16 protein-coding genes are annotated in these 20,878 nt (G+C 59.0%); 2 read left to right on the top strand and 14 right to left on the bottom strand.

Annotated elements, in window-relative coordinates; all coding sequences use genetic code 11:
- Positions 1-5: 5 nt before the first annotated feature.
- Positions 6-575 carry a GTP cyclohydrolase I FolE gene (folE, locus tag D777_RS00340; protein WP_036127451.1) on the bottom strand — a complete coding sequence of 190 codons (570 nt, stop codon included), beginning with the start codon at positions 573-575 and terminating at the stop codon, positions 6-8.
- Positions 576-770: 195 nt separating this feature from the next.
- On the opposite strand from folE, the gene D777_RS00335 reads away from it, so the two are divergent.
- Positions 771-1,703, top strand: a complete 933-nt coding sequence (locus D777_RS00335; RefSeq protein ID WP_036127448.1) for an alpha/beta fold hydrolase — start codon at positions 771-773, stop codon at positions 1,701-1,703.
- A gap of 12 nt (positions 1,704-1,715) precedes the next feature.
- Here D777_RS00335 and D777_RS00330 read toward each other — a convergent pair whose 3' ends face one another.
- On the bottom strand, positions 1,716-2,777 hold the full coding sequence (locus D777_RS00330; protein ID WP_036127445.1) for a GGDEF domain-containing protein: 1,062 nt from the start codon (positions 2,775-2,777) through the stop codon (positions 1,716-1,718).
- A 180-nt stretch (positions 2,778-2,957) separates the two neighbouring features.
- On the opposite strand from D777_RS00330, the gene D777_RS00325 reads away from it, so the two are divergent.
- Complete coding sequence (locus D777_RS00325) at positions 2,958-4,040, top strand: patatin-like phospholipase family protein (protein WP_036127442.1); 1,083 nt, start codon at positions 2,958-2,960, stop codon at positions 4,038-4,040.
- Positions 4,041-4,074: 34 nt separating this feature from the next.
- Here the strand turns inward: D777_RS00325 and D777_RS00320 are convergent, their stop codons facing one another.
- The 12 genes from D777_RS00320 to pilG all read right to left on the bottom strand — a co-directional run bounded on the left by D777_RS00320 (position 4,075) and on the right by pilG (position 20,875).
- Positions 4,075-5,070 carry a PAS domain-containing protein gene (locus D777_RS00320; protein WP_036127439.1) on the bottom strand — a complete coding sequence of 332 codons (996 nt, stop codon included), beginning with the start codon at positions 5,068-5,070 and terminating at the stop codon, positions 4,075-4,077.
- Positions 5,071-5,133: 63 nt separating this feature from the next.
- A complete protein-coding gene (gene znuB, locus D777_RS00315; RefSeq protein WP_036127437.1) occupies positions 5,134-5,946 on the bottom strand; it encodes a zinc ABC transporter permease subunit ZnuB in 813 nt (270 codons plus the stop codon).
- The gene (znuC, locus tag D777_RS00310; RefSeq protein WP_036127434.1) at positions 5,933-6,724 is read right to left on the bottom strand and encodes a zinc ABC transporter ATP-binding protein ZnuC; all 792 of its coding nucleotides are present in this window, start codon (positions 6,722-6,724) and stop codon (positions 5,933-5,935) included. Before znuC ends, znuB begins: the two co-directional genes overlap by 14 nt.
- Positions 6,717-7,208, bottom strand: coding sequence for a Fur family transcriptional regulator (locus D777_RS00305; RefSeq protein WP_036127431.1), 492 nt, complete (start codon positions 7,206-7,208; stop codon positions 6,717-6,719). Before D777_RS00305 ends, znuC begins: the two co-directional genes overlap by 8 nt.
- A gap of 68 nt (positions 7,209-7,276) precedes the next feature.
- A complete protein-coding gene (locus D777_RS00300) occupies positions 7,277-7,738 on the bottom strand; it encodes a chemotaxis protein CheW (protein ID WP_036127427.1) in 462 nt (153 codons plus the stop codon).
- A gap of 11 nt (positions 7,739-7,749) precedes the next feature.
- Positions 7,750-8,802, bottom strand: a complete 1,053-nt coding sequence (locus D777_RS00295; protein WP_036127424.1) for a chemotaxis protein CheB — start codon at positions 8,800-8,802, stop codon at positions 7,750-7,752.
- Positions 8,802-16,415 (bottom strand): Hpt domain-containing protein, encoded by a 7,614-nt coding sequence (locus tag D777_RS00290; RefSeq protein WP_036127421.1) that lies wholly within the window; start codon positions 16,413-16,415, stop codon positions 8,802-8,804. Before D777_RS00290 ends, D777_RS00295 begins: the two co-directional genes overlap by 1 nt.
- Before the next feature lie 11 nt (positions 16,416-16,426).
- Positions 16,427-17,326, bottom strand: a complete 900-nt coding sequence (locus D777_RS00285) for a CheR family methyltransferase (protein ID WP_051668889.1) — start codon at positions 17,324-17,326, stop codon at positions 16,427-16,429.
- 27 nt (positions 17,327-17,353) lie between these two features.
- On the bottom strand, positions 17,354-19,429 hold the full coding sequence (locus D777_RS00280) for a methyl-accepting chemotaxis protein (RefSeq protein ID WP_036127418.1): 2,076 nt from the start codon (positions 19,427-19,429) through the stop codon (positions 17,354-17,356).
- A gap of 91 nt (positions 19,430-19,520) precedes the next feature.
- Positions 19,521-20,066, bottom strand: a complete 546-nt coding sequence (locus D777_RS00275) for a chemotaxis protein CheW (RefSeq protein ID WP_036127415.1) — start codon at positions 20,064-20,066, stop codon at positions 19,521-19,523.
- A gap of 20 nt (positions 20,067-20,086) precedes the next feature.
- Positions 20,087-20,449 carry a twitching motility response regulator PilH gene (gene pilH, locus D777_RS00270; RefSeq protein ID WP_036127411.1) on the bottom strand — a complete coding sequence of 121 codons (363 nt, stop codon included), beginning with the start codon at positions 20,447-20,449 and terminating at the stop codon, positions 20,087-20,089.
- Positions 20,450-20,482: 33 nt separating this feature from the next.
- Complete coding sequence (gene pilG, locus D777_RS00265) at positions 20,483-20,875, bottom strand: twitching motility response regulator PilG (RefSeq protein WP_036127409.1); 393 nt, start codon at positions 20,873-20,875, stop codon at positions 20,483-20,485.
- Positions 20,876-20,878: the final 3 nt, after the last annotated feature.

The raw sequence follows: 20,878 nt of genomic DNA, 5'->3' as shown, positions 1-20,878 counted from the left end.
GAACCTCAGCGGTTGCCGCCGATAAGGTTCAGGAACTCAGTTCTGGTTGCCTGGGATTTACGAAACTGGCCGAGCATCATTGACGTTTTCATCCTGGAATTCTGCTTCTCGACGCCCCGCATCATCATGCACATGTGCTGGGCTTCGATAACAACGGCCACACCCTTGGCGTTGGTCACGCTCTCGACAGCTTCTGCGATCTGCCGGGTCAGGTTTTCTTGTATCTGAAGCCGGCGAGCGTACATGTCGACAATACGGGCAAATTTCGACAACCCAAGGACGCGCCCCTGGGGCAGGTAGGCAATGTGGCATTTACCAATGAACGGCAGCATGTGGTGTTCGCACATGCTGTACAGTTCGATGTCCTGTACCACGACCATTTCGTCCATGGAGGACTCGAAAACGGCGTTATTGACCAGGTCGTTGAGGTCCTGCTGGTAGCCTTGTGTGAGAAATTGCATGGCCTTCGCCGCGCGCCTGGGCGTGTCCTGTAGACCTTCGCGGCGAGTGTCTTCTCCAAGTCCATCAATAATGGCCTCGAAGTGGCCGGCCAGGTCGTCAAGGGGTTTGGTCATAATGTGTTCCAAGTCACGGTGTCTATCAAAGGCCAAAGCTTAAGGTAATTTGCCCGTCATCTCTATGCTTTACGATGGTATGTCAGGAAAAGACCAACATGGCCTTAAGGTCAGTGTCATGACGTCTATGGCGCTATGGTAGGTGGCGGCGGATTGTTTTACAGTTTGCGTAATTAACGTCACCGGGGAAACGACATGGAGCAGGTGATTGCCACCGCCGACGAGAGTGCCGGGTCCGCACGTGATTCGGGCTCCCTGGAAGGCTGGCAGCATGGAGGCAAATGGTTCTGTTATGGGGGCCACGCCATATTCAGCAGAATGGCCGGGCAGGGAGAGCCACTGGTTCTGATTCACGGATTTCCAACCGCAAGCTGGGACTGGAGTCGGGTCTGGCCGATGCTCACCCAAGAGCACAATGTACTGACGCTGGACATGCTCGGATTCGGTTTCTCCGACAAGCCGGTGGACTATGCCTACAGCATTGAAGACCAGGCTGACCTTTTCCAGGGCTGGATTGAAGGCCTGGGTCTATCATCGGTTCACCTGCTGGTGCATGACTATGGCTGTAGCGTTGCCCAGGAGCTTCTGGCGCGGGAACAGGAAGGTGCGCTTCCATTCGCTATCGCCAGCGTCTGCTTCCTCAATGGCGCCCTGTTTCCGGAAGTCCACAATCCGCTTCTGATTCAAAAGCTTCTGAGTAGTCCGTTTGGTGGGCTGATCAGTCGTGGTCTCACCCGGCGCTCCTTTGAGCGGAACTTCCGCCGGCTGTTTGGCAGCCAGAACCCGCCGGATCGTCAGGACCTTGAGGATTTCTGGTACCTGCTTACCTACAATAATGGCCGCGGTATCCTGCATCGTCTGATCCATTTCATGGAGGAACGGCGTTGCCATCGGCATCGCTGGGTTGGTGCCTTGCAGCGTGCGCAGCAGCCCATCCGCCTGATCTCAGGCACAGCCGATCCGGTGTCAGGTGCTGGAATGGCCAGACGTTATCGGGAGCTTGTAAGCAATGCCGATGTGGTGAGCCTGAGAAATGTGGGCCACTACCCGCATTTTGAGTGTCCCTGGGACGTGTTCAGTGCCTACCGGGATTTCCGCAAGCGGATTGCGCCGACATCGGATGAGTGATCATCCTCCAATTCAGCCTGGAGCCGGGTCGAACAGCGGGCCCTGATCATTCATTGGGCGCGATCTGAAGGCGTTGACCACCTGGTTGCGGCCCCGGGATTTGGCCTCATAGAGTGCGTGATCTGCACGATTGAGCCAGACTGACCAGGTCTCGCCCTGGCTTACCTCCGCCACGCTGGCGCTCGCCGTCAGTTTGATATCGTTCAGGAAAGGCCGAGAGCTGATGCTGGTCAGCAACTGATGGGCCAGCGTATCAGCATCCTTTTCACGGGTTTCCGGTAGCACAATCATGAACTCCTCGCCGCCGATCCGGAACAGCTGATCGCTCTCGCGCAGGCGTTTTCGAATCCGGGTCGTCATTTCCTTGAGAACCTTGTCACCGGCCAGGTGTCCCCATTGATCATTGATGGCCTTGAAAAAATCCAGATCCAGCAGGACCAGGCTGGAAACCCGTTCATAGCGTTCGCGCATTTGTATCTGACTGTTCAGGATGTCGGCCAACTGAGTCCGGTTCAGGCAGCCTGTCAGCGGGTCGGTGGTGGCCAGGCGTGTGAGCTCTTCCTGGAGCTTGCCGACAAGCCACGCAAAAATCATGGCGAACAGGCAGGTAAGTCCCAGAGAAAAAGTGATGCGCCAGAAGTCGGGCTCCGGGAATTTCATGAACGAAACCGCCGACATGGTAATAACGAAGACGATGTTGCTGCCGATTGCTTCCCTCAGAGGCAAGAGGAAGAACAGTGCCGTTGCCGCCGGGTATGACCAGTATAGGCCGGCATGGCCGTTGATGGCGGTTGAATAGACCGCGGATATCACCGCCAGAAGCGGAAACAGGCGGCCACGAAGGAAATAGGTATTACGGTAGCGCAGACATCCTATGACCAGCACCGCATTGGCGCAGAACAGGATCAGGAACATGGCCAGAAGATGGTGGTCCTGGCGCCACTGAACCAGTACCAGGGGAGCCACCGCTATGAACGCCCAGAAATGCAGGTGATAGACCAGCTGACGCTTGAATCCCAGAACCGCGAGGGTTGGGGTGGTGGCCAGCGAATCGGATGAAGGGAAAACGCTCACAGCTTACTCCTGCTGCCTGGTGGATCTCAGCCGACGTTCCGGTTGCGGCTGGTAAAACCTAGTATGGCATGCGCTTAAATGTAGCGTACAGCGCTATTAATAACCTCTATTAGTTTTGTTCAGTTGGCTGGTGCCTGTCCACTTGGTTAAACTCCGCGAGACGTTGACAGGGAGTTTGCCATGAGCGCCATACATACCAGCACACCGGCTCTTACTATACGAGCGGGCAGCCGAGCCATGAAGAGGCTGAAGGATAAACCGCTGACCGCCGATGATGTTCATGTCATTCCCGGCGCCGCCGGAGGCCCCAAGGCACTCGGAATCAGCGGTCTGGACAAGGCTGTTTTCGGTGACTGGCTCCCTGCTGCACCGCAACCCCGTTCCCTGATCGGTTCCTCCATCGGCAGCTGGCGGTTTGCTGCCATCATGTCGTCCGATGATCCGAAAGCACAGCTTGGTAAGCTGGCGGAACTCTATACGTCCCAGCGTTTTTCCAAGGGTGTCAGTCCGGCGGAAGTCACCCGCAAGAGCGTTCTGTTTCTGGAAGAACTCCTGGGGGGATGCGAAGAGCACATTCTCAATCACCCCTGGTATCGGCTGAACATCGTGGTCGTGAGGAGTCTCGGCTTGCTCGAGCACGATACCCGCGGGCGTCTGGGCATGGGCTTGATGAACGCCATCAGTGCCAACATGGTGAGCCGACGACACCTGGGTCGGTTCATGGAGCGCGGGATCATTCACGACAGCCGGCTGAAACTGCCGGTGTCGAAACTGGTGGATTTTCCCAGCCACGAGGTTGCTTTGCGCCCGGACAACCTGCTTCCCGCGCTTTTGGCGTCGGCCTCTATCCCGCTGGTGATGTCGGGCGTGCGGAACATTCCTGGCGCACCGGCGGGTGTGTACCGGGACGGTGGGTTGCTCGACTACCACCTGGATTTGCCCTACGAACAGCCGGGTATCGTGCTGTACCCTCATTTCACCGACCGTGTGGTGCCGGGTTGGTTCGACAAGACGCTGCCCTGGCGTCGGGGCGATGCAACACGACTGCAGGATGTTCTCCTGGTTGCCCCGTCCCGGGAGTACCTGGAAACCCTTCCGGACCGGAAACTCCCGGACCGGAAAGATTTCGAAAAATACGCCGATGATGACCGGGGGCGTGAGGCCAGTTGGCGCCAGGCCATTGCCGAAAGCGACCGGTTGGGTGATGAATTTTTGGAGCTGGTGGAAACCGGTCGTCTGACCGAGGTCATACAACCACTCTGAGTGCCCCCGGCCCCGGGAGCGATCAGTCTCTCGGCTAGGCGTGAGTTAGAGGCTGGACACTGATCCGGAAACCGGTCAGACCGATAACCGGATCGTGTAATGCCAGTATCCGGATCACCGCAGGCACCGTTCGCTCCTCTTCCGGGTGATCGATCGACAGATCAATCCGCTCCAGGGATTGGTCTGCACGGGCAGATTCAAGAGCCCGCTGGAAGTTCTCCCGGTATTCCGCGGCAATGAGTTGGTCAAAACGGGTTCCGGCCAGATCGGTTGGTGCCCGGCCAACCAGCTCGGCAATCTGTGCCGAGATAAACCCGATCTTTCCGGATTCATCAAGCTCACCAATGGTCGCCCCGGACAGGGCAACAAGGTCCCGGCTTCGCTGCTCGCTGTCATTCAGCGCGTGGCGGAGCGCCGACTTTTCGATCTGCAGATTGGTCATCTGAAGCTGGGTAGTGGCATCTTTCTGGGTCAGTTCTGACAGCGTGTTGGACTGCTGTTGCAGGCGTTTACAGAGCAAGAGAGCGAGCACGGACATCAGTCCGGATAGGGTAATGCCGGCTGTCCAGACGATGGTCTCGACCCTGTGGGCAGCCTGATCAAGCATGGCGGGATCTGGAACCGTTGTCAGCATCCAGTTGACTCTGCCCGGCCTCACCTCGGTGCGAAGGGCCAGGGTCGGGTCGATCTCGCCACTGGTTCCGACCTGGAACAGCGGCTGTTTGCTATGACGTTCCAGGGTATCGATACGAATGCCGAGGCTGGGTGGTAGCACCTCGTCGAACAGTGCTTCAAGCCAGGCGGAGGTGTTGCCTGGCGGGTTTTGCTCAGACGTCCTGGCGAGCAAGAGGTTAACGAGGGTCTGATGCTGGTAATGGTAACGGGTCTCTGCGAGCTCCCGAGTCCGTCCGGACTCGACCGTTGCCAGTGCCGCTGTGACCGCCAGACCGATCAGAAGAATGCATGCCGGAATCCAGAGACCCGGCCAAAGCCGCAGTCTCCCGGCCATTCGGGCATTTGGGCTTTCCATGCTTACTTTCCCGGGAAATGGCGTTACTACACTTTAGCCCAGCAACGCGCTTCAGGGAAATGCTCAGGCTCTGCTTTTACGGGCGCTGCTGTAAACCAGCACGAAGGCCAGGAACGCAGTAACCACGACGGAAGGTCCCGCTGGTGTGTCCAGGTACCAGGACAGACTGAGGCCGCCGGACACGGCAATGAAACCGAAAATGATGGCTATGCCTGCCATCTGCTCCGGGTTCTGAGCCAGCCGACGTGCCGTGGCCGCAGGAATGATCAGCAACGCGGTAATCAACAGTACGCCGACGATTTTCATGGCGACGGCAATGACGATGGAAAACATCAGCACCAGCACCAATCGAAGTCTTTCTACCGGAACCCCTTCCACCCGCGCCAGCTCCGGGTGGATGGTGCTCATGAGCAAGCCCCGCCAAAGCGTGATCACAAGAACCATGATCAGCAGCGCACCGCCGTAAATCCATAGAAGATCGTTCCGGCTCATGGCGAGTAGATCCCCGAACAGCAGGCCGGTGAGATCCACACGCACATCGGGCATGAAACTCAAGGTGACCAGGCCAATAGCCAGTGCGCTGTGGGCAAGAATGCCCAGAAGCGTGTCTGTGGCCAATGCCTTGACCCGTGAGAACAAAACCAAGGCCACGGCGAGAACCACACAGGTCAGGACAACACCCACGTTCAGTGGTACCCGGATCAGGAAACTCAGGGCGATGCCCAACAACGCGGAATGGGCCAGTGTGTCGCCAAAGTAAGCCATGCGGCGCCAGACCACGAAGCAACCCAGCGGACCCGCCACCAGGGCAACACCGAGCCCCCCGATCAGGGCCCGCCAGAAAAAGTCGTCGAGTATGGTGTCAATGATGGGCATGGCCGGAGCACTCCTCATGACCCTCGGTTGGTCGAGGCTGTTGGCTGCGGACCACATCTCCGTGAAGGTCGTGCCGATGGTTGTGATGGTGGTGATAGACCGCAACAGATTCGGCGACCTGATGTCCGAAGGTTTCAATAAACGCCGGGTCGTGGGAAATATCGGCGGGATAGCCGCTGCAGCAGACATGCTGATTCAGGCAAATGACCTTGTCGGTCGCGGCCATGACCAGATGGAGATCGTGGGAGATCATGAGCACGCCGCAGTTAAGCTCGTCTCTGAGCTGCCGGATTAACTCGTACAGCGAAGCCTGGCCATTAATGTCGACACCCTGGGCGGGCTCATCGAGTACCAGCAAATCCGGTTTACGGGCCAGTGCTCGAGCCAACAAAAGGCGCTGCCGTTCACCTCCGGAGAGATGATGTACCGACGCTTTCAGCAGGTGCTGGACACCGGTTCGTGCCAGTGCGGCTTTGCACTCCTCGCTGGACCGGCCGCTCAGAGCCATGAAACGCTCCACATTGAGGGGCAGGGTGGACTCCAGAACAAGATGTTGGGGGACGTAGCCGATCACCATTTGCCTATCCAGATGTACCTTGCCGGCGGTCGCCTTCTGGATGCCGAGAATCGCCTTGATCAGGGTGGTTTTGCCGGCTCCGTTGGGGCCGATGATGGTGATGATATCGCCCCGGTGGACGTTCAGGTTCACATGATCCACCGCTGGCCGGTCATCAAAGGCGACGGTCAGGTTCTCAAGGGTTACCAGCGGCTCAGTCATTGCCAGGCTCCGCCTGGCATTGCGGGCAGAGGCCGGCAATTTCCAGGGTGACCTCATCGACGTCGAAGCCTTCGGTGCTGGCGGCATCCTCGACGGCCCCGGATACTGCCGGTGCCGTCAGTTCTAGCACGTTCTGGCATTTGCGACAGATCAGGAACATGCCGGTGTGCTGTTCACCAGCGTGGGTGCAGCCGATGAAGGCATTCAGTGATGCAATTCGGTGGACCAGACCGTGTTGCTGCAGGAAATCAAGTGCGCGATAGACGGTGGGCGGGGCAGCGTTGTGGCCATCCTCGGTGAGGTGGGCCAGGACATCGTAGGCCCCCAGCGGTTTATGGGATTGCCAGATCAGTTCGAGCACACGTTCACGGGTTGGGGTCAGACGTGCGTGTTGCTGTTGGCAGATTTCTCTGGCATCAGCAAGGGCCCGGCTGACACAGGCGTCGTGATTGTGGGGGCGATACGGGAGAGCGCTGGCGGGCATATCGGGCTCCTGCAAGTTTTGCAACATTATAACATTTGCAGGAGCTGGCGCCAGAGCTGGCGCCGGAATCAGTGCCGGGTTTGCTGGGCGAGCGTTTCCAGGTATTCCAGATTGGGGATCCAGGCGCTCTCGCCATCCACCTCGACGTGCATCAGATCGGCGGGGCCGTTCTCGCCGTCCAGTTCCCGGATCTGCTCTTTGGTGAGGCGAGCCTGGCTGGGTATGCCCTGAGTGACGAGCGCCATGAATGGGGTTTCCTGATGGTTGTCTCCGATGGTGTTAAGAACCACGATTCGGCCACGGTTGTCACCCGGAACCGTGAGGATGTCGCCATTGGCAGCATCGTAGGATATGACTGGCAACTGGAGTCCCCGCCAGTCAAGGTAGCCCACCAGCCAGTCAGGCGTATTGGCTTCGGCATCGCTGCTGGCATAGTCCACAACTTCCGCCACAGACACGTTTGGCAGGAGTAATTGCCGCCCATTCATGGGGATCAGAACGCAGGAGAGGGATTGGCTGTTGTCGTTCATCGCGTGTTTCCTCAGGCGGAGTCCCGTTTTTGCCGGCCCTTGAGCAGGCAGGATTCTTCAATGGTTTTTATCAGTTCTCTGGCCAGCTCTTCCGGGGTGCCGACGAAACCGGCGCACCCGGTCGCGGCGACGGAATCGGGCATCGAGCTGTTGCCGCAGCTGTTGCTTTCCTGAACCCAGATTCGGCTGCCGTAGGCTTTCAGCATGGGGGCTGCCAGGGCGCCGTCGTTGCCCATGCCGGAGAACAGAATAGCATGACAGTGTTGGCCGTAGTGATCGGCAACGTTGAGCAGGACCTGATCGATGGATGGCCCGTAGGGGCCCGGCCAGGGCGAGTCCTTTTCTGTCAGTTTGCCGCTGCTGTCAAATTGCCACTCGTGGTCCACGGGCATCAGCACCACATCGCCATTTCTGATCTGGTAGCCTTCTTCGGCCTGTTTCAACGAGTAGTGGGCATGTCGGCCCAGAACCCTGGCCAGCACATCGGTGAAATTGTCATCGATGTGCTGTGCGTACACGAAACCGACCGGGAGGTTTGGGGGCAGATGATCAAGAAACGCTTTGACCGCTGCAGGGCCACCAAGAGAGGCTCCGAGTATCCAGATGTTTTCAGCCACGGTGTCCGGGCGCGCCGGGGTAATCCATTGGGGAAGTTCGGGGGCCTCTGAGCCACCCTGTTGCCGGGTTTCCAGCGCTTCCAGGCTGGCCTCGGAATCCAGCTCTTCCAGGTGTCCCAGTTCCTGCTCCAGCTTGTCGAGCAGCCTGCGCTCCCAGCGGACATAATCCTTGGTGCCGGGTTTCGGAGCCTGGTCCAGGCCGAACAGGACGGAGGCTTCGGTATGGTCGAACAGGTGGTCCAGCAGCGCCGGATGGTCGGCTTCATCTTCCAAGGTTACCAGCCAGAGTGCTGCGTCGGGAAATTCCGGATAGCCGAGCAGGCGCTCCGGGTCCCCAGAAAAGCAGACATCCAGTCCAAACTTTGAGGTTGCCTCCTGCAGCCGGTGGCGCTGCAGGACAACATCCGAAACAATTCCGACCCTCGGTCGGCCAAACTGGCCGACCATTAGGTGTTCCTTGTCAGCCGTTCGATCGTCTCAAGCAGCTCGGTTTCCTGGAACGGCTTGCCGAGATACTCGTTGACGCCGATGGCCATGGCGCGTTCCCGGTGTTTCTCGCCGGTCCGTGAGGTGATCATACAGATCGGCGTGTCCTGCAGGCTTTCGTCGTGGCGAACGAAGCTTGCGACCTCGAAACCATCCATCCGCGGCATTTCGATATCCAGCAGGATGATGTCCGGCCTGTGGTCCTGCAGCTGGGCCACGGCATCCAGGCCGTCTTTGGCGGTGATGACTTCCATGCCATTCCGTTCCAGCAGGCGGGAGGTCACCTTGCGAACGGTTACCGAGTCGTCCACCACCATGACCGTCGTAATCTGATCTTCGTAGCGGGCCGCCTCGCGGGCCTTCTCAAGGTTCGCCACGCGTTGGCGCTCGGACAGGATGTCGGAGCGGATCATGGCCGGCAAGTCGAGAATCACAACCACGTTACCGTCACCCAGGATGGTGGCGCCGGAGACGCCGCGGACCGAGCTGAACTGGGGGCCGAGAGATTTTACGACGATTTCACGGCTACCCATGAGGTTGTCCACCTGCAGGGCCATGGGTTGCTCCGCGCCGCGCACCAGAATCACGGGCAGCGGCAAGGCCTGGCCCTGAAGCTTGGGCTGATGGTCACTGTTCAGCAGGCTGCCCAGGTACTGCAGGCGATACTGCTGGCCGGCGTACTCGTACATGGGAGCGTCCGGCTTGTAGTACTCTTCAAGTTCAAAGGTACTGACCCGAACGATACCCTCGATGGTGTTTAGAGGGATGGCGTAGAAGTCTTCACCGGTCGATACCATCAGCGCGCGGTTCACCGAGACGGTGAATGGCAAGCGGACCGTGAAGGTGGTTCCACGTCCCAGAGCTGAATCGATGTCCAGGCTGCCACCAAGCTGTTTGATCTCGCTGGCGACAACGTCCATGCCGACCCCGCGACCGGAGATCTGGGTGACCTGTTGTGCGGTCGAGAACCCGGGCTGCAGAATGAACTGGAGGATTTCCCGCTCGGTCAGGTCTTCATCTTCTTTCATCATGCCCTGACGAATGGCCTTGTCACGAATGATGTTTGACGGAATACCCTTACCATCGTCCATCATCCGAAGAACAACGTCGCCACCTTCACGGGTCAGGGAGAGTACGACTTCGCCGGTCTCCGGCTTTCCAGCCTTCGTGCGGTCTGCCGGCGATTCAATGCCGTGGTCGAGCGCGTTACGCAGCATGTGTTCAAGCGGGGCAATCATCCGCTCAAGGATATTGCGGTCCATTTCGCCTTCGGCGTTACGGACATCAAACTCCACCTTCTTGCCCAGTTCGCCGCTGATCTGGCGCACGATGCGGCGTAGACGCGGCACCATGGACGCAAACGGAATCATCCGGGTCTTCATCAGACCTTCCTGGAGTTCCGTGTTGATACGGGATTGCTGGACCAACAGAGTCTCGGTATCCCGTACCCGGTCAGAGAGGGTTTCCCTGAGGTCGGCAAGGTCTGAGGAGGACTCTGTCAGTGCGCGCGACAACTGCTGGATGGACGAGTAACGGTCCATCTCCAGAGGGTCGAAATCTTCGGTGTAATCGGGGCCATGTTCTTTTTCAGCGCTGAACAGAATCTGCGCCTCGGTCTCGATTTCCATCCGCCGCAGCTGCTCGCGCAGACGTTCGATGGTGGCGGCCATTTCCTCGAGCGTATGGCCAAAGTCACTGGTCTGTTGCTCCAGACGACCACGGGTGATACTGGTCTCACCGGCGAGGTTGACGAGATCGTCCAGCAATGGCGCCGAGACCCGGATGGTTTCCTGGGGAGCACGCTGCGGCTCCGCTGCCTTGCGGGGCTTCGCCGGCGGTTTCGGCTTGGCGGACACCTCGGGCTCGGAGGCCTTAGGCTGTTCACTGCCCGGTGCCTGTACGGGCGGCTGGACCGCTGAGGGCTGATGGAGCGCTGAAGGCTCCTCCGCTGCTGGCTTGGGTTCAGATTTCGCCTCTATGGCGGGTTCCGCGACGGCGGTCTCTGCATCCGCGCCCTGGCGGATGTTCGCGACCATGGCGATGATCGCGTCGTGGTCTTCGGTGATGCTCTGCCATTGGCTGTCGTCTGGCGCGTTTCCGCCCAGATCGATCAGCCGGGTTTCGAAGGCGTGGGCTTTGTCACCGAGGGCGACCAGCTGTGCCAGGCGAGCCCCGCCCTTGAGAGTATGCAGGGCACGCTGGGCTTCCTGATTGAAGCTATGGTTTGTCGGTTCCTTGCGCCAGTCCTCGAGCAGTTGCTCAAGCTGGTCCATGATTTCCCCGGCTTCCTCAAGGAAAATCTCGAGTACTTCCGGATCGACCGGCTCCTGCTCGGCTTCCTCCACCGGCTGCTCGTTCGTCGCGGAACCGCTGGCATCGGCACTTTCGTTAGCCTTGCCGAACGCCTCGATAAGGTCGGTGGCCGCTTCCGGTTGGTTACCGTCTTCCAGGCTGGTCAGCATCTGTTTGAGGGATGCCTGGGCCTGTTCGCTGAGGTTGAACAGGGTCTGCTGGTTGTTCTCGCCGCTGATCAGTACGTCCAGCGCATCAGACCAGGCTTCGGCCAGCTCTGCAATTGGGTCGACATCGGAAAGGCGGGCGCCGCCTTTGAGCGTATGCAGTTCCTGCTGCAGCTGGGTCACGCCTACCAGCTCGGACGGTTCCTCCTTCCACTGTGCCAGGTTCTCTGCAATGGCATCGTGGATCTCTGTGGCTTCATCCAGGAAGATGCCGATGAGATCATCGTCGATGGCGGAAACGTCATCTGCCTTGGCTTCTTCTGGCTCGTCCTCGAGTTCAATGGCGGGCTGCTCCACCTCGGTGGTGTCAGGAGCCGGGGGTTCCTCAATCGTGGGCGTCGGGGCTGGAGCCACGGGTTCGCCATGCAGAATCGATTTGACACGGGCAACCAGCTCCTCCGCCGGTGGGCAGGGTTTCTGGGTCGCTACCTGTTCTACCATCATGGCCAGTCGGTCATGACAGGCAAAGAGCAGGTCATTCATGTCGTCGTTGGCTTCGAGCTGCCCTTCGGCCACTTTCTCGAACAGGTCTTCCAGCACGTGAGTGAGGTCGCCGATCGCGTCCACACCGGCCATTCGGGCACCGCCCTTGAGGGTATGAACCTCGCGCTGAAGCTCTGCCGCGATGTCGCGATTGGAAGGATCTTCGCTCCAGGTGTGCAGGGCACTCCCGGTAGAGTTGATCAGGTCGTAGGCTTCTTCCAGGAAGATACCGACCAGCTCGGGGTCCAGATGGGACAGATCCGCGACCGAAGAAGTATCTTCGGTGGGCTCTTCTGCAGTGCCTTCCTGCGGACTCTCCGGTGCCATGTCCTCGTGGAGGTCGGCAGCGGGAGGTAACTCATCGTCCTGAATGTCGGGTTGGGTATCGCTGACATCGGTAACCGGACGCGATCCGTTGGCATTACCCATGTAGGCATGGATTTCGCTGATAACATCGGGCGCCGGGCGCGGTGTTTCAGAGGCTTCCAGTGCATCAACCATGCCGGCCAGGCGGTCATGGCAGCGGAACAGCAAGTCGGAGAGCTCGTCGTTGATCGACAGGCGCTGCTCGGTCAGCCCTTCGAACAGGTTCTCCAGTTCGTGGGACAGGTCGCCCACAGCGGGGATATCGGCCAGGCGTGCACCGCCTTTCAGTGTGTGAAGATCCCGTTGTAGCAGTCGCAGTATATCGAGGTTCTGAGTGTTTTCACTCCAGCTCTGCAAGGCTTCTGCGGTGCTGTCGATAAGGTCGCGGGCTTCCTCCAGGAAAATCTCAGCCAGTTCCTGATCGAGTTCGTCGTCTGACACCTCAACTGACTCGGAGATTTCCGGAATCGGAGGTTGTTCCACGGGGGCTTCTTCAACGGCCGGGGCTTCGATTTCCTCCATGTCGAAACTGAGGTCGATCTCTTCCAGCTCACCGGTGAATTCTTGTTCGAATGCATCAGGTTCGGCGGTTTCGCTATCGGAATCCGGATCAACCTGATTGAGCGCTTCCAGATTCGCCAGCAGCTCTTCATCAGCGTCCGTGGTGAGACCGGCTGCCACCTGATCCATCATGTTGATCAGATGCTCATGGGCGGCTCTGACGGTGTCGAAGAAATTGGCATCCGGGGCCTCGTCGCGCAGGGAGACAACGCTGTAGGTTTCCTGCAGGGCGCTGGTCAGGGCTGCGATATCCGCCAGACCCGCGTCGCTGGCTCCGATGGTCAGTTGTTCAAGCTCAGCCCGTAGCTGATTCAGCGAGGCGGTTTCTTTGGGGTTTTCAGACCACTGGTCCAGGATGCGATCAGCATCCAGGACGATGTCCAGGCCTTCACTGAGGAACAGCTGGACCAGCTGTGAGGATTCCTGCTGTGCTGGCTCGTCGGTGCTGACTTCGCTCTGGCCGCGCAGTGTGTCTGTGGCAATGCGTTCGAGCCGCTCCAGATACTCATCGGTGCCAGCCAATGATTCCTGGGGCGTGCTGCGGAGCTGGGCCAGACCCTGCGTCAGGAAACTGCATGCGTTCTCGAGCAAGTGCAGGACGTCCCGGTCTGCACGCTTGTTCTGAGCCCTGGATTCTTTGACAAAGCGTTCCAGAGGCGTGATGACGGATGCAATCGGAGCGATGCCCGCGGTGTGAGCACTGCCTTTAAGCGTATGCAATGCGCGGGATAGATCGTCGGTGTAGGCAACAGTCGATTTATCGCCGGCGGCCGCCAGATAATCCTTGAGGGTTTGCAGATGGGTCTCGGCCTCACTCTCGAAGATATCGAGCAGAATCGGATCGACGCCAGACTCTTCATCATAGGTAGCGGCGGCTGCGTTTTCGGAGCTGAGGTCGGCTTCACTGGCCGGCATCGAACTGGCATCGGGTATTTCACCGTTGGCAAGCGCGTTGGCCCGTGCTTCGAGAGCGGAGGTGTCCAGGCGCGCCTCGTGACGCTGCTCGAAGTCTTCGACCAGACCGGGCAGTGCCCCGGTGACCTCTTCAAGTAGCCCGGCAATATCGTCATTCATGAAGATGCTGCCGTCGATGACACGGTTCAACATGTTCTCAACAGACCACGCCAGCTCACCAACGACCAGTGCGCCGACCATCCGGCCGCTACCCTTGAGGGTATGGAACGCCCGACGAACTTCTGACAGCGCGCTGCGGTCATCGTGCTGACGCAGCAACATGGGCAGGTATTCCCGGATGGTATCGAGTACTTCGCCGGCCTCCTCGACAAAAATCTCGAGGATTTCATCGTCAATCAGGTCATCATCGACGTCGCTTTCCTGAGCCGTTGCGGAGACAACCGGAGGCGCTTCGGGCGCTGCTGGCTCGACTTCGGCAGCGTCTTCCGTCGGCGCTTCGGCTGTGGCCGTTTCTGCCGGCTCGCTATCTGCCCGGCGCGTGGTTGCCAGCGCCTCGGCCCGCTCGATCAGGCTATCCACAGCGCCATCGGCCTGACCGTTTCGGAATTCGGAAATCAGGGCGGGGATACGGGCAATGACATCATCCACCAGCGAGAACATGTCATCGGTGGCCTTGATGGTCTGGTCGATGACCCGGTTCAACAGGTTCTCAACGGACCAGGCAAGTTCACCAATGCTGTTGGCACCAACCAGGCGCCCACTGCCTTTCAGGGTATGGAAGGCCCGGCGGACTTCGGTCAGCGCCTCGCGATCCTCGTGATCCTGGCGGAGGCGGGGGTAGAATTCATGAACGGTTTCGAGGACTTCCTCCGCCTCTTCCACGAAGATGCCCAGGATTTCGTCATCCAGAAGATCGTCGTCGTTGTCTTCGGTGACTTCCGGTGCCGCCGTGAGTTCAGGCTCTTCAACCACGGGGACTTCCTCGACCGGCACGTCCTTGGCGGCGGCCTCGTTCCAGGTGGGCTCTTCGCCAACCGGGAATCCGAGGGATGCGAGACTGTCTTCTGCGACCCGCAGCACGCTGTCGTTTTCGCCAATCCCTTCGGCCAGTCGTTCCAGGTAGTACTCGATGCTGGTTACGGCATCAGCCAGAACGTCCAGCTGCTTCCAGTCCGGCACTTGCTTGCCAGCGAGCAGAACGTCGGTAATGTAGCGTTCGGCGGAGGCCAGCATGTCCGCTACCCGATCCAGCGGGACCAGGCTCAGGCCGCCCCGGATGCTGTGAAGCAGACCGGGCACGTGTTCGATTTCACGGGTATCCCACTGGGAGGCAATGAAATTGACGATCGAGGATTTGACCTGCTCCAGAGTGTTCCGCGATTCCCTGAGCAAGGCGCCACTGGCTTCCCCGAGCTCGCGGGAGCCCAGATTGATGGTGCCGTCACTTTCGCTGGAGGCCGGTTCCTCACTTTGCCCCTCGCTGTCGAGGCCGGCCAGGCTGGCTTCGACATAGAGCAGGGCGCCGGCAATATCCATCAGCGTGCCATCGTCGACCGCGTCGGCCTGGGCGCTGAGCTTTTCCACCAGCTCGATCTGTTCGGTCACCACCTTCCGGGGAATACCAAGGCCAAGCACCGCAAGGGTGTTGGCGACCTGGCGCAGGCCGGGCAGCAGGTCCTGAAGTTCGTCGTTCTGGCGCAGTTCGGCGCGGACAAAAAGGTCTAGCTGGTCTTTCAGCTTGGCGAGCTCTTCGTTCAGTGCGCTGACAACGGAATGAATCGCTTCGCGCCCCGGTCCGGATACTCGGGTGCGAGCGGCGTCTACGTCATCTTCGGAGGGCAGGGCCTCGCTCAGGTGGTAGCTCTCACGTAGCGCGCTGACCTGTGGGGTCCCCAGGTCGCGGGCACGGGCAACGTAGTACAGAAGGTGTTTCAGCAGCGCTTCGGGTACCGGTTGTTGCAGAATGTCGGCGTGTTCGTCGCTGAGTCGACGAATCTCGCTGTCCAGCTCGCGCAGCAGGGATTTGACCGCGGCGTTGATCGGATTGACCCGTGCCTGCAGTGTTTCGATAAACGCACTCGCGGCTTTCCACAGTTCACCACGGGGGGTTTGCTGGCAAAGACGGATCAGTCTCAGGATGACTTTTTGCAGGTACTCGAAATGCGCGTCAAGGTCTTCCTCGCGGATGATGCCCGCGAGCGCAAACTGATACATCTGGCGCAGTTTGCGAATATGGCCGAGAACTTTAGGATCCTGTAAACGCTGGGATACCTTGCCGCTGACGCTCATTTGTGACGGCGCCAGATTCGGCTTGAACAGTGACGTGTCGGACAGCAGCGATTCGCCACGGGCTGCCCGGAGATCGTTCAGCAGCGGCAGCAGTATCATCGGAAAATCATCGCGGCTGCTGGCCAGGTGTTCGAGATACTGGGGCAATTGCAGGATCGCCTGCATCAATACTTCGACGGCTTCGTCGACGTTGGCAACGGTGTCGTTGAGAATGGCCTGCGTCAGCTTTTCCATCTCTTCGGTCAGCAGAGCTGCGCCGTAGAGTTCGACCATCTGCAGGGTGCCGTGCACTTGATGCAGGTAATTCAGGCAGAAGCGCAGGCGCGCGGTGTCGTCACGGTTTTCGACATACGCTTCCAGTGCATGCTGACCTTGTGTCAGCGTGTCCTGTATTTCGCCCCGAACCCAGTCGAGTGCGATGCTGTCATGGTGATTGCCCATAACCACTCCGGTTATTCTTCGTCAGTCTGGCGTTTGATCCACGCCAGTACATGTTCCGAGGGTACCTTTTGCAGGCCGGGAGGCTGCCAGTCGGTCAGTTCTCCCTGGCCCAGGACCAGTAGTCCCCCGGGCGCCAGCCGCTCTGCAAGCCGCCTGACAATTTCCCGCCGGCGCCAGCGGCGGAAATAGATCAGCAGATTCTGGCAGAAAATAATGTTCATCCCGTGCATCGGGGCTTTATCCAGATCCAGTACATTCAGTCTGGTAAAGCACACCCGCTCGCGGATGCTGCTTATGATCTCTACGGTATTCCGTTCGGCCGGGCGGAAATACCGGTCTTTCATGGCTTCGTCCATTCCCAGCAATTTGCGGGGATTGAACTGGCCGACCCTGGCTTTCTCTATGGCTGGTTTGCTGATGTCCGAGCCTGTCACGCCAAACAGTGGCTGCAGGTTCAGCTGGTTCATGCACTCATTCAGCACCATGGCCAGTGTGTAAGGCTCCTCGCCGGTGGAGCAGCCCACACTCCAGGCTTCCAGGGGGCGCTTTTTCAGCTGCTCCCGTGGTCGTGTCAGGACAAAGTCCGACACCATGCGAAAGGCATCCGGATCCCGGTAGAAGCGGGTTTCCTGAACGGTCAGGCGGTCCACCAGTGTGGACCATTCCTGAATCGCGTCAGGGCCGGATACGATCTGCTCGTAATACGCCTGGTAGCTGCTGCAACCGATTTCCCGCATCCGGATTCCGAGATTGGTTTCCAGAAAGGAGCGGCGCTCGACCGGCAGGGTAATGCCGGTGCGATGCTCCAGCAGGGTTTGCCACTGGCTGAACTGCGCGTCGTCCATATCCGGGAGTCGGCGCAGTGACCAGATGGCATCGGCGGGTGACAGTTTGTTATGCATCTGAGCCATAAACCGTCAGCAGCCCTGGACCGGAACTCAGCCCACCACCGGAACGTCGGTGTCTTCCTCTTCTTCCTGGTCGGCCACGTCCTCTTCCGGCAGGGTGAAGCCGGCAACGGAGGACCGAAGTTCGGAAGCCATCTCTGCCAGGTTACCGATGGACTTCGCAGTCGCGTTGGTACCGGACGAGGTCTGGGAGGTGATTTCCTGGATAACGTTCATGGTGTTGGAAATGTGCGCCGCGGAGGACGACTGCTGGCGTGCCGCGTTGGAGATGTTCTGGATCAGCTCCGCAAGACTCATGGATACGTTCTCGATTTCCTCGAGCGCGATACCCGCGTCCTGAGCCAGGCGAGCACCACGGACCACCTCGGCGGTGGTGTGTTCCATCGAGATGACCGCCTCGTTGGTATCGGACTGGATCGTCTTAACCAGGGCTTCAATCTGTTTGGTTGCCGCAGAGGAGCGTTCCGCAAGGCGCTGAACTTCGTCCGCAACCACCGCGAAGCCTCGGCCTGCGTCACCGGCCATGGAGGCCTGAATCGCCGCGTTCAGAGACAGGATGTTGGTCTGGTCGGCAATGTCGTTGATCAGGGATACGATGTCACCGATTTCCTGGGAGGATTCACCCAGACGCTTGATCCGTTTGGAGGTTTCCTGGATCTGCTCACGGATGTTGTCCATGCCGCGGATGGTGTTCTGTACCACTTCCGCGCCTTTCTTCGCGATCGCAACCGACCGCTCCGCAACCGCGGAGGACTCTGCCGCGTTTGAGGATACCTGGTCGATGGATACCGCCATCTCGTTAACCGCGGCGGAAGCTCCGGCAATTTCCTGAGCCTGGTGCTCGGAAGCGTCGGCCAGGTGCATGGCGGTCGACTGAGTTTCCTGAGCGGCGCCCGCAACCCTTACTGCGGTGCCTCGAATCGCCTGTACCAGACCGCGCATCTGGTCAATCGCGTAGTTGATGGAGTCGGCGATGGCACCGGTGAAGTCCTCGGTTACCGTGGCCTCAGTGGTCAGGTCACCATCCGCCAGGTCGGCGAGTTCGTCCAGCAGTCGCAGGATCGCGTTCTGGTTCTGTTCGTTCTGTTCCTGAGTTGTGGACAGACGTTCCTGGGCTTCGCGGTAGAGGGCGAGACCGATGAAGACAACAATCGCAACCATAGCGGCCAGGATGATGAACGCCAGCGTCGGGCTGACAAGACGTGAGCCGGACTGGCCACGGAACTGATCCGCCAGAACAGACAGTTCAGACAGCAGGACCTCGGAGTTCTGGAAGATATCGCTGGCCGCAGTACGAACCTTGAAGAGGTCGGGAGAGGCTTCAAGGATGGCGTCTACGTTCTGGGATACGAATTCGAAAAGTTCGGCAACGGCCTCGAGGCCGTAGATGGCATCTTCGTCGTTAACCTTGGAGATACCCATGGCCGGGTTGCCGTTCAACTGCCCATCGAGTACGCGACCGAAAAGGCTGGCGTCGCGACCGAAACGGTCAGCGGCAATAACCGCGTCTTCGTCACCGGACAGTACGTTATTGACCGAGCGCACAATCCGCTCCGCAAGCAGGGACTGACGCTGTGCCAGAGCGATCTGCTCGGACGGTGCACCGTTATCCAGCAGGATTTGTACGATATCGTCGTACTCCACCTGCAGCTGCGGAATGGTTTCGTTCAGTGTGCGGGCAACTTCGTGCAGACCGAGCACTGCATCCTGCGTGGAGAGGATGCTGTCAGCGTTTTCCCGAACCGTGTTCCAGTTCGATTGAACGCCGCTTTGTTGAGCCATTTCACTGGCCGGAAGACCGGTGTCCGGGTTGCCTTCTGTGACATTGGTCCAGAGTTTCTGGAACTCGTCCCGGGAACTCCGGAGCTGGTTGAAGGCTTCTGCGGTACCGCCGGCTGCCTCGGTGGCGTTCTTCGCGATAGCCTGCGAGAGTACCCTGAGCTCAGCGGTGTGGGCGATGTATTCCTGATCGTTCTGGCTGTCCCTGTTGATGATGAACAGCACCGCAACGAGCAGGACGGTGAGTGCAATCAGCGCCGCGATCAGGCCGGCAACCAGTTTGTTGCCTCCCTGTCCCGCGCTGAGTCTTCCGGCTCTGTTTTTCATGTTCTGGCTCCCGGCCTTTTCTTTAAATTGACACGTTTGTTGTCACGGGTATCAGGCGGTCAGGGTGATGTTCCTGCCAGTACCACCACCCTCACCACTGCGCTACGTCAAGAAAGCGTTCGTCGTCGACCAGGTCCACGGCGGAAAAGACTTTCCAGACTTCCTCATTGCGCTCGTAACCGCCTGAAACAAACGGACGAACGCTTTCGGGAATACCTTCCGGTGCTTCCCTGAAACTGTCTGTTGCAAAGTACTGCATGCCCAGCACGCTATCCACGACCAGGCCGCTGAAGACGTCACCTTTTTCGACCACCAGAACCCGGCGCTCGCGTTGACTTCGCGAAGACCGGGGGATGTCGAAGAAAGCAGCGAGATCCACCAACGGAAGGAGGCGGCCCCGAACGTTGGCGGCGCCAAGAAGAAAGGGTCTCACACCCGGAATATGGGTGAAGCGGGGAACATGCAGGATCTCGGTGACTTCGCCCATGGGGGCCACGTAGCGTTCACCTGCAAGAACAAACCCGATTCCGTTCCAGAGTTCAACGGCTTCCTGTTGCTCCGGCAGGCCGGCTGCCATGGACCGGCTGCGTTGGGCGATATCCGTCAGAACGGCGAAAGGGGCTGCCTGGGCGGACATGCTTACTCCACAGTTGGGGATCAGGCAATCAGACTGTTGATTGTTTTGATCAGATCATCTTCGTTAACCGGCTTCACCAGATAACCCTTGGCGCCCTGACGGGTGCCCCAAACCCGGTCTGTTTCCTGATCCTTGGTGGTCACGATGATGACGGGGATGGAGGCGGTTTCAGGTGCGCGGGTCAGCTGGCGCGTGGCCTGAAAACCGTTAAGGCCTGGCATGACGACGTCCATCAGCACCAGATCGGGCGTTTCGGCACGAGCTTTTGCCACGCCGTCAGCACCATTGTCTGCGGTCATAACTTCATGCTGGTGCTTTTCCAGGATGGTGGAGATTTTCTTCACCTCGGTGGGGGAGTCGTCAACGATAAGAATGCGAGCCATGTTTTCCTCGATGGTTCTATATATTCAGCAGGTTTACTGTTCCGCCTGGGGAACATAGTGGCGGATCGTGTTAAGCAGCTCATCCTTGCTAAACGGTTTGGTCAGGTACTGGTCCGAGCCGACAATGCGACCCTTGGCCTTGTCAAACAGACCGTCCTTGCTGGAGAGCATGATCACCGGCGTCTTCTTGAAAGAGGAATTGTTTTTGATCAGTGCGCAGGTCTGGTAGCCATCCAGCCGGGGCATCATGATGTCCACAAAAATGATGTCGGGCTGGGAATCGGCGATTTTGGCCAGAGCGTCAAAGCCGTCGGTCGCGGTGATGACCTCACAGCCAACCTTTTTCAGGAGGGTTTCTGCGGTGCGACGGATGGTTTTGCTGTCGTCGATCACCATGATCTTCAGATTCTCGAAGTTGTCATCCATTGT

Source organism: Marinobacter nitratireducens (assembly GCF_000708045.1).
GTDB classification, from domain to species: domain Bacteria; phylum Pseudomonadota; class Gammaproteobacteria; order Pseudomonadales; family Oleiphilaceae; genus Marinobacter; species Marinobacter nitratireducens.
This window is presented reverse-complemented; position numbering and strand designations above follow the sequence as displayed.

Excerpts from the sequence above, each read along its gene's own strand:
- D777_RS00280 (WP_036127418.1), bottom strand. The coding sequence starts at position 19,429 with ATGAAAAACAGAGCCGGAAGACTCAGCGCGGGACAGGGAGGCAACAAA.
- D777_RS00295 (WP_036127424.1), bottom strand. The coding sequence starts at position 8,802 with ATGGTCGGCCAGTTTGGCCGACCGAGGGTCGGAATTGTTTCGGATGTT.
- znuC (WP_036127434.1), bottom strand. The coding sequence starts at position 6,724 with ATGACTGAGCCGCTGGTAACCCTTGAGAACCTGACCGTCGCCTTTGAT.
- D777_RS00285 (WP_051668889.1), bottom strand. The coding sequence starts at position 17,326 with ATGGCTCAGATGCATAACAAACTGTCACCCGCCGATGCCATCTGGTCA.
- D777_RS00325 (WP_036127442.1), top strand. The coding sequence starts at position 2,958 with ATGAGCGCCATACATACCAGCACACCGGCTCTTACTATACGAGCGGGC.
- D777_RS00275 (WP_036127415.1), bottom strand. The coding sequence starts at position 20,066 with ATGTCCGCCCAGGCAGCCCCTTTCGCCGTTCTGACGGATATCGCCCAA.
- D777_RS00320 (WP_036127439.1), bottom strand. The coding sequence starts at position 5,070 with ATGGAAAGCCCAAATGCCCGAATGGCCGGGAGACTGCGGCTTTGGCCG.
- folE (WP_036127451.1), bottom strand. The coding sequence starts at position 575 with ATGACCAAACCCCTTGACGACCTGGCCGGCCACTTCGAGGCCATTATT.
- znuB (WP_036127437.1), bottom strand. The coding sequence starts at position 5,946 with ATGCCCATCATTGACACCATACTCGACGACTTTTTCTGGCGGGCCCTG.
- D777_RS00300 (WP_036127427.1), bottom strand. The coding sequence starts at position 7,738 with ATGAACGACAACAGCCAATCCCTCTCCTGCGTTCTGATCCCCATGAAT.
- D777_RS00290 (WP_036127421.1), bottom strand. The coding sequence starts at position 16,415 with ATGGGCAATCACCATGACAGCATCGCACTCGACTGGGTTCGGGGCGAA.
- pilH (WP_036127411.1), bottom strand. The coding sequence starts at position 20,449 with ATGGCTCGCATTCTTATCGTTGACGACTCCCCCACCGAGGTGAAGAAA.
- pilG (WP_036127409.1), bottom strand. The coding sequence starts at position 20,875 with ATGGATGACAACTTCGAGAATCTGAAGATCATGGTGATCGACGACAGC.
- D777_RS00305 (WP_036127431.1), bottom strand. The coding sequence starts at position 7,208 with ATGCCCGCCAGCGCTCTCCCGTATCGCCCCCACAATCACGACGCCTGT.
- D777_RS00335 (WP_036127448.1), top strand. The coding sequence starts at position 771 with ATGGAGCAGGTGATTGCCACCGCCGACGAGAGTGCCGGGTCCGCACGT.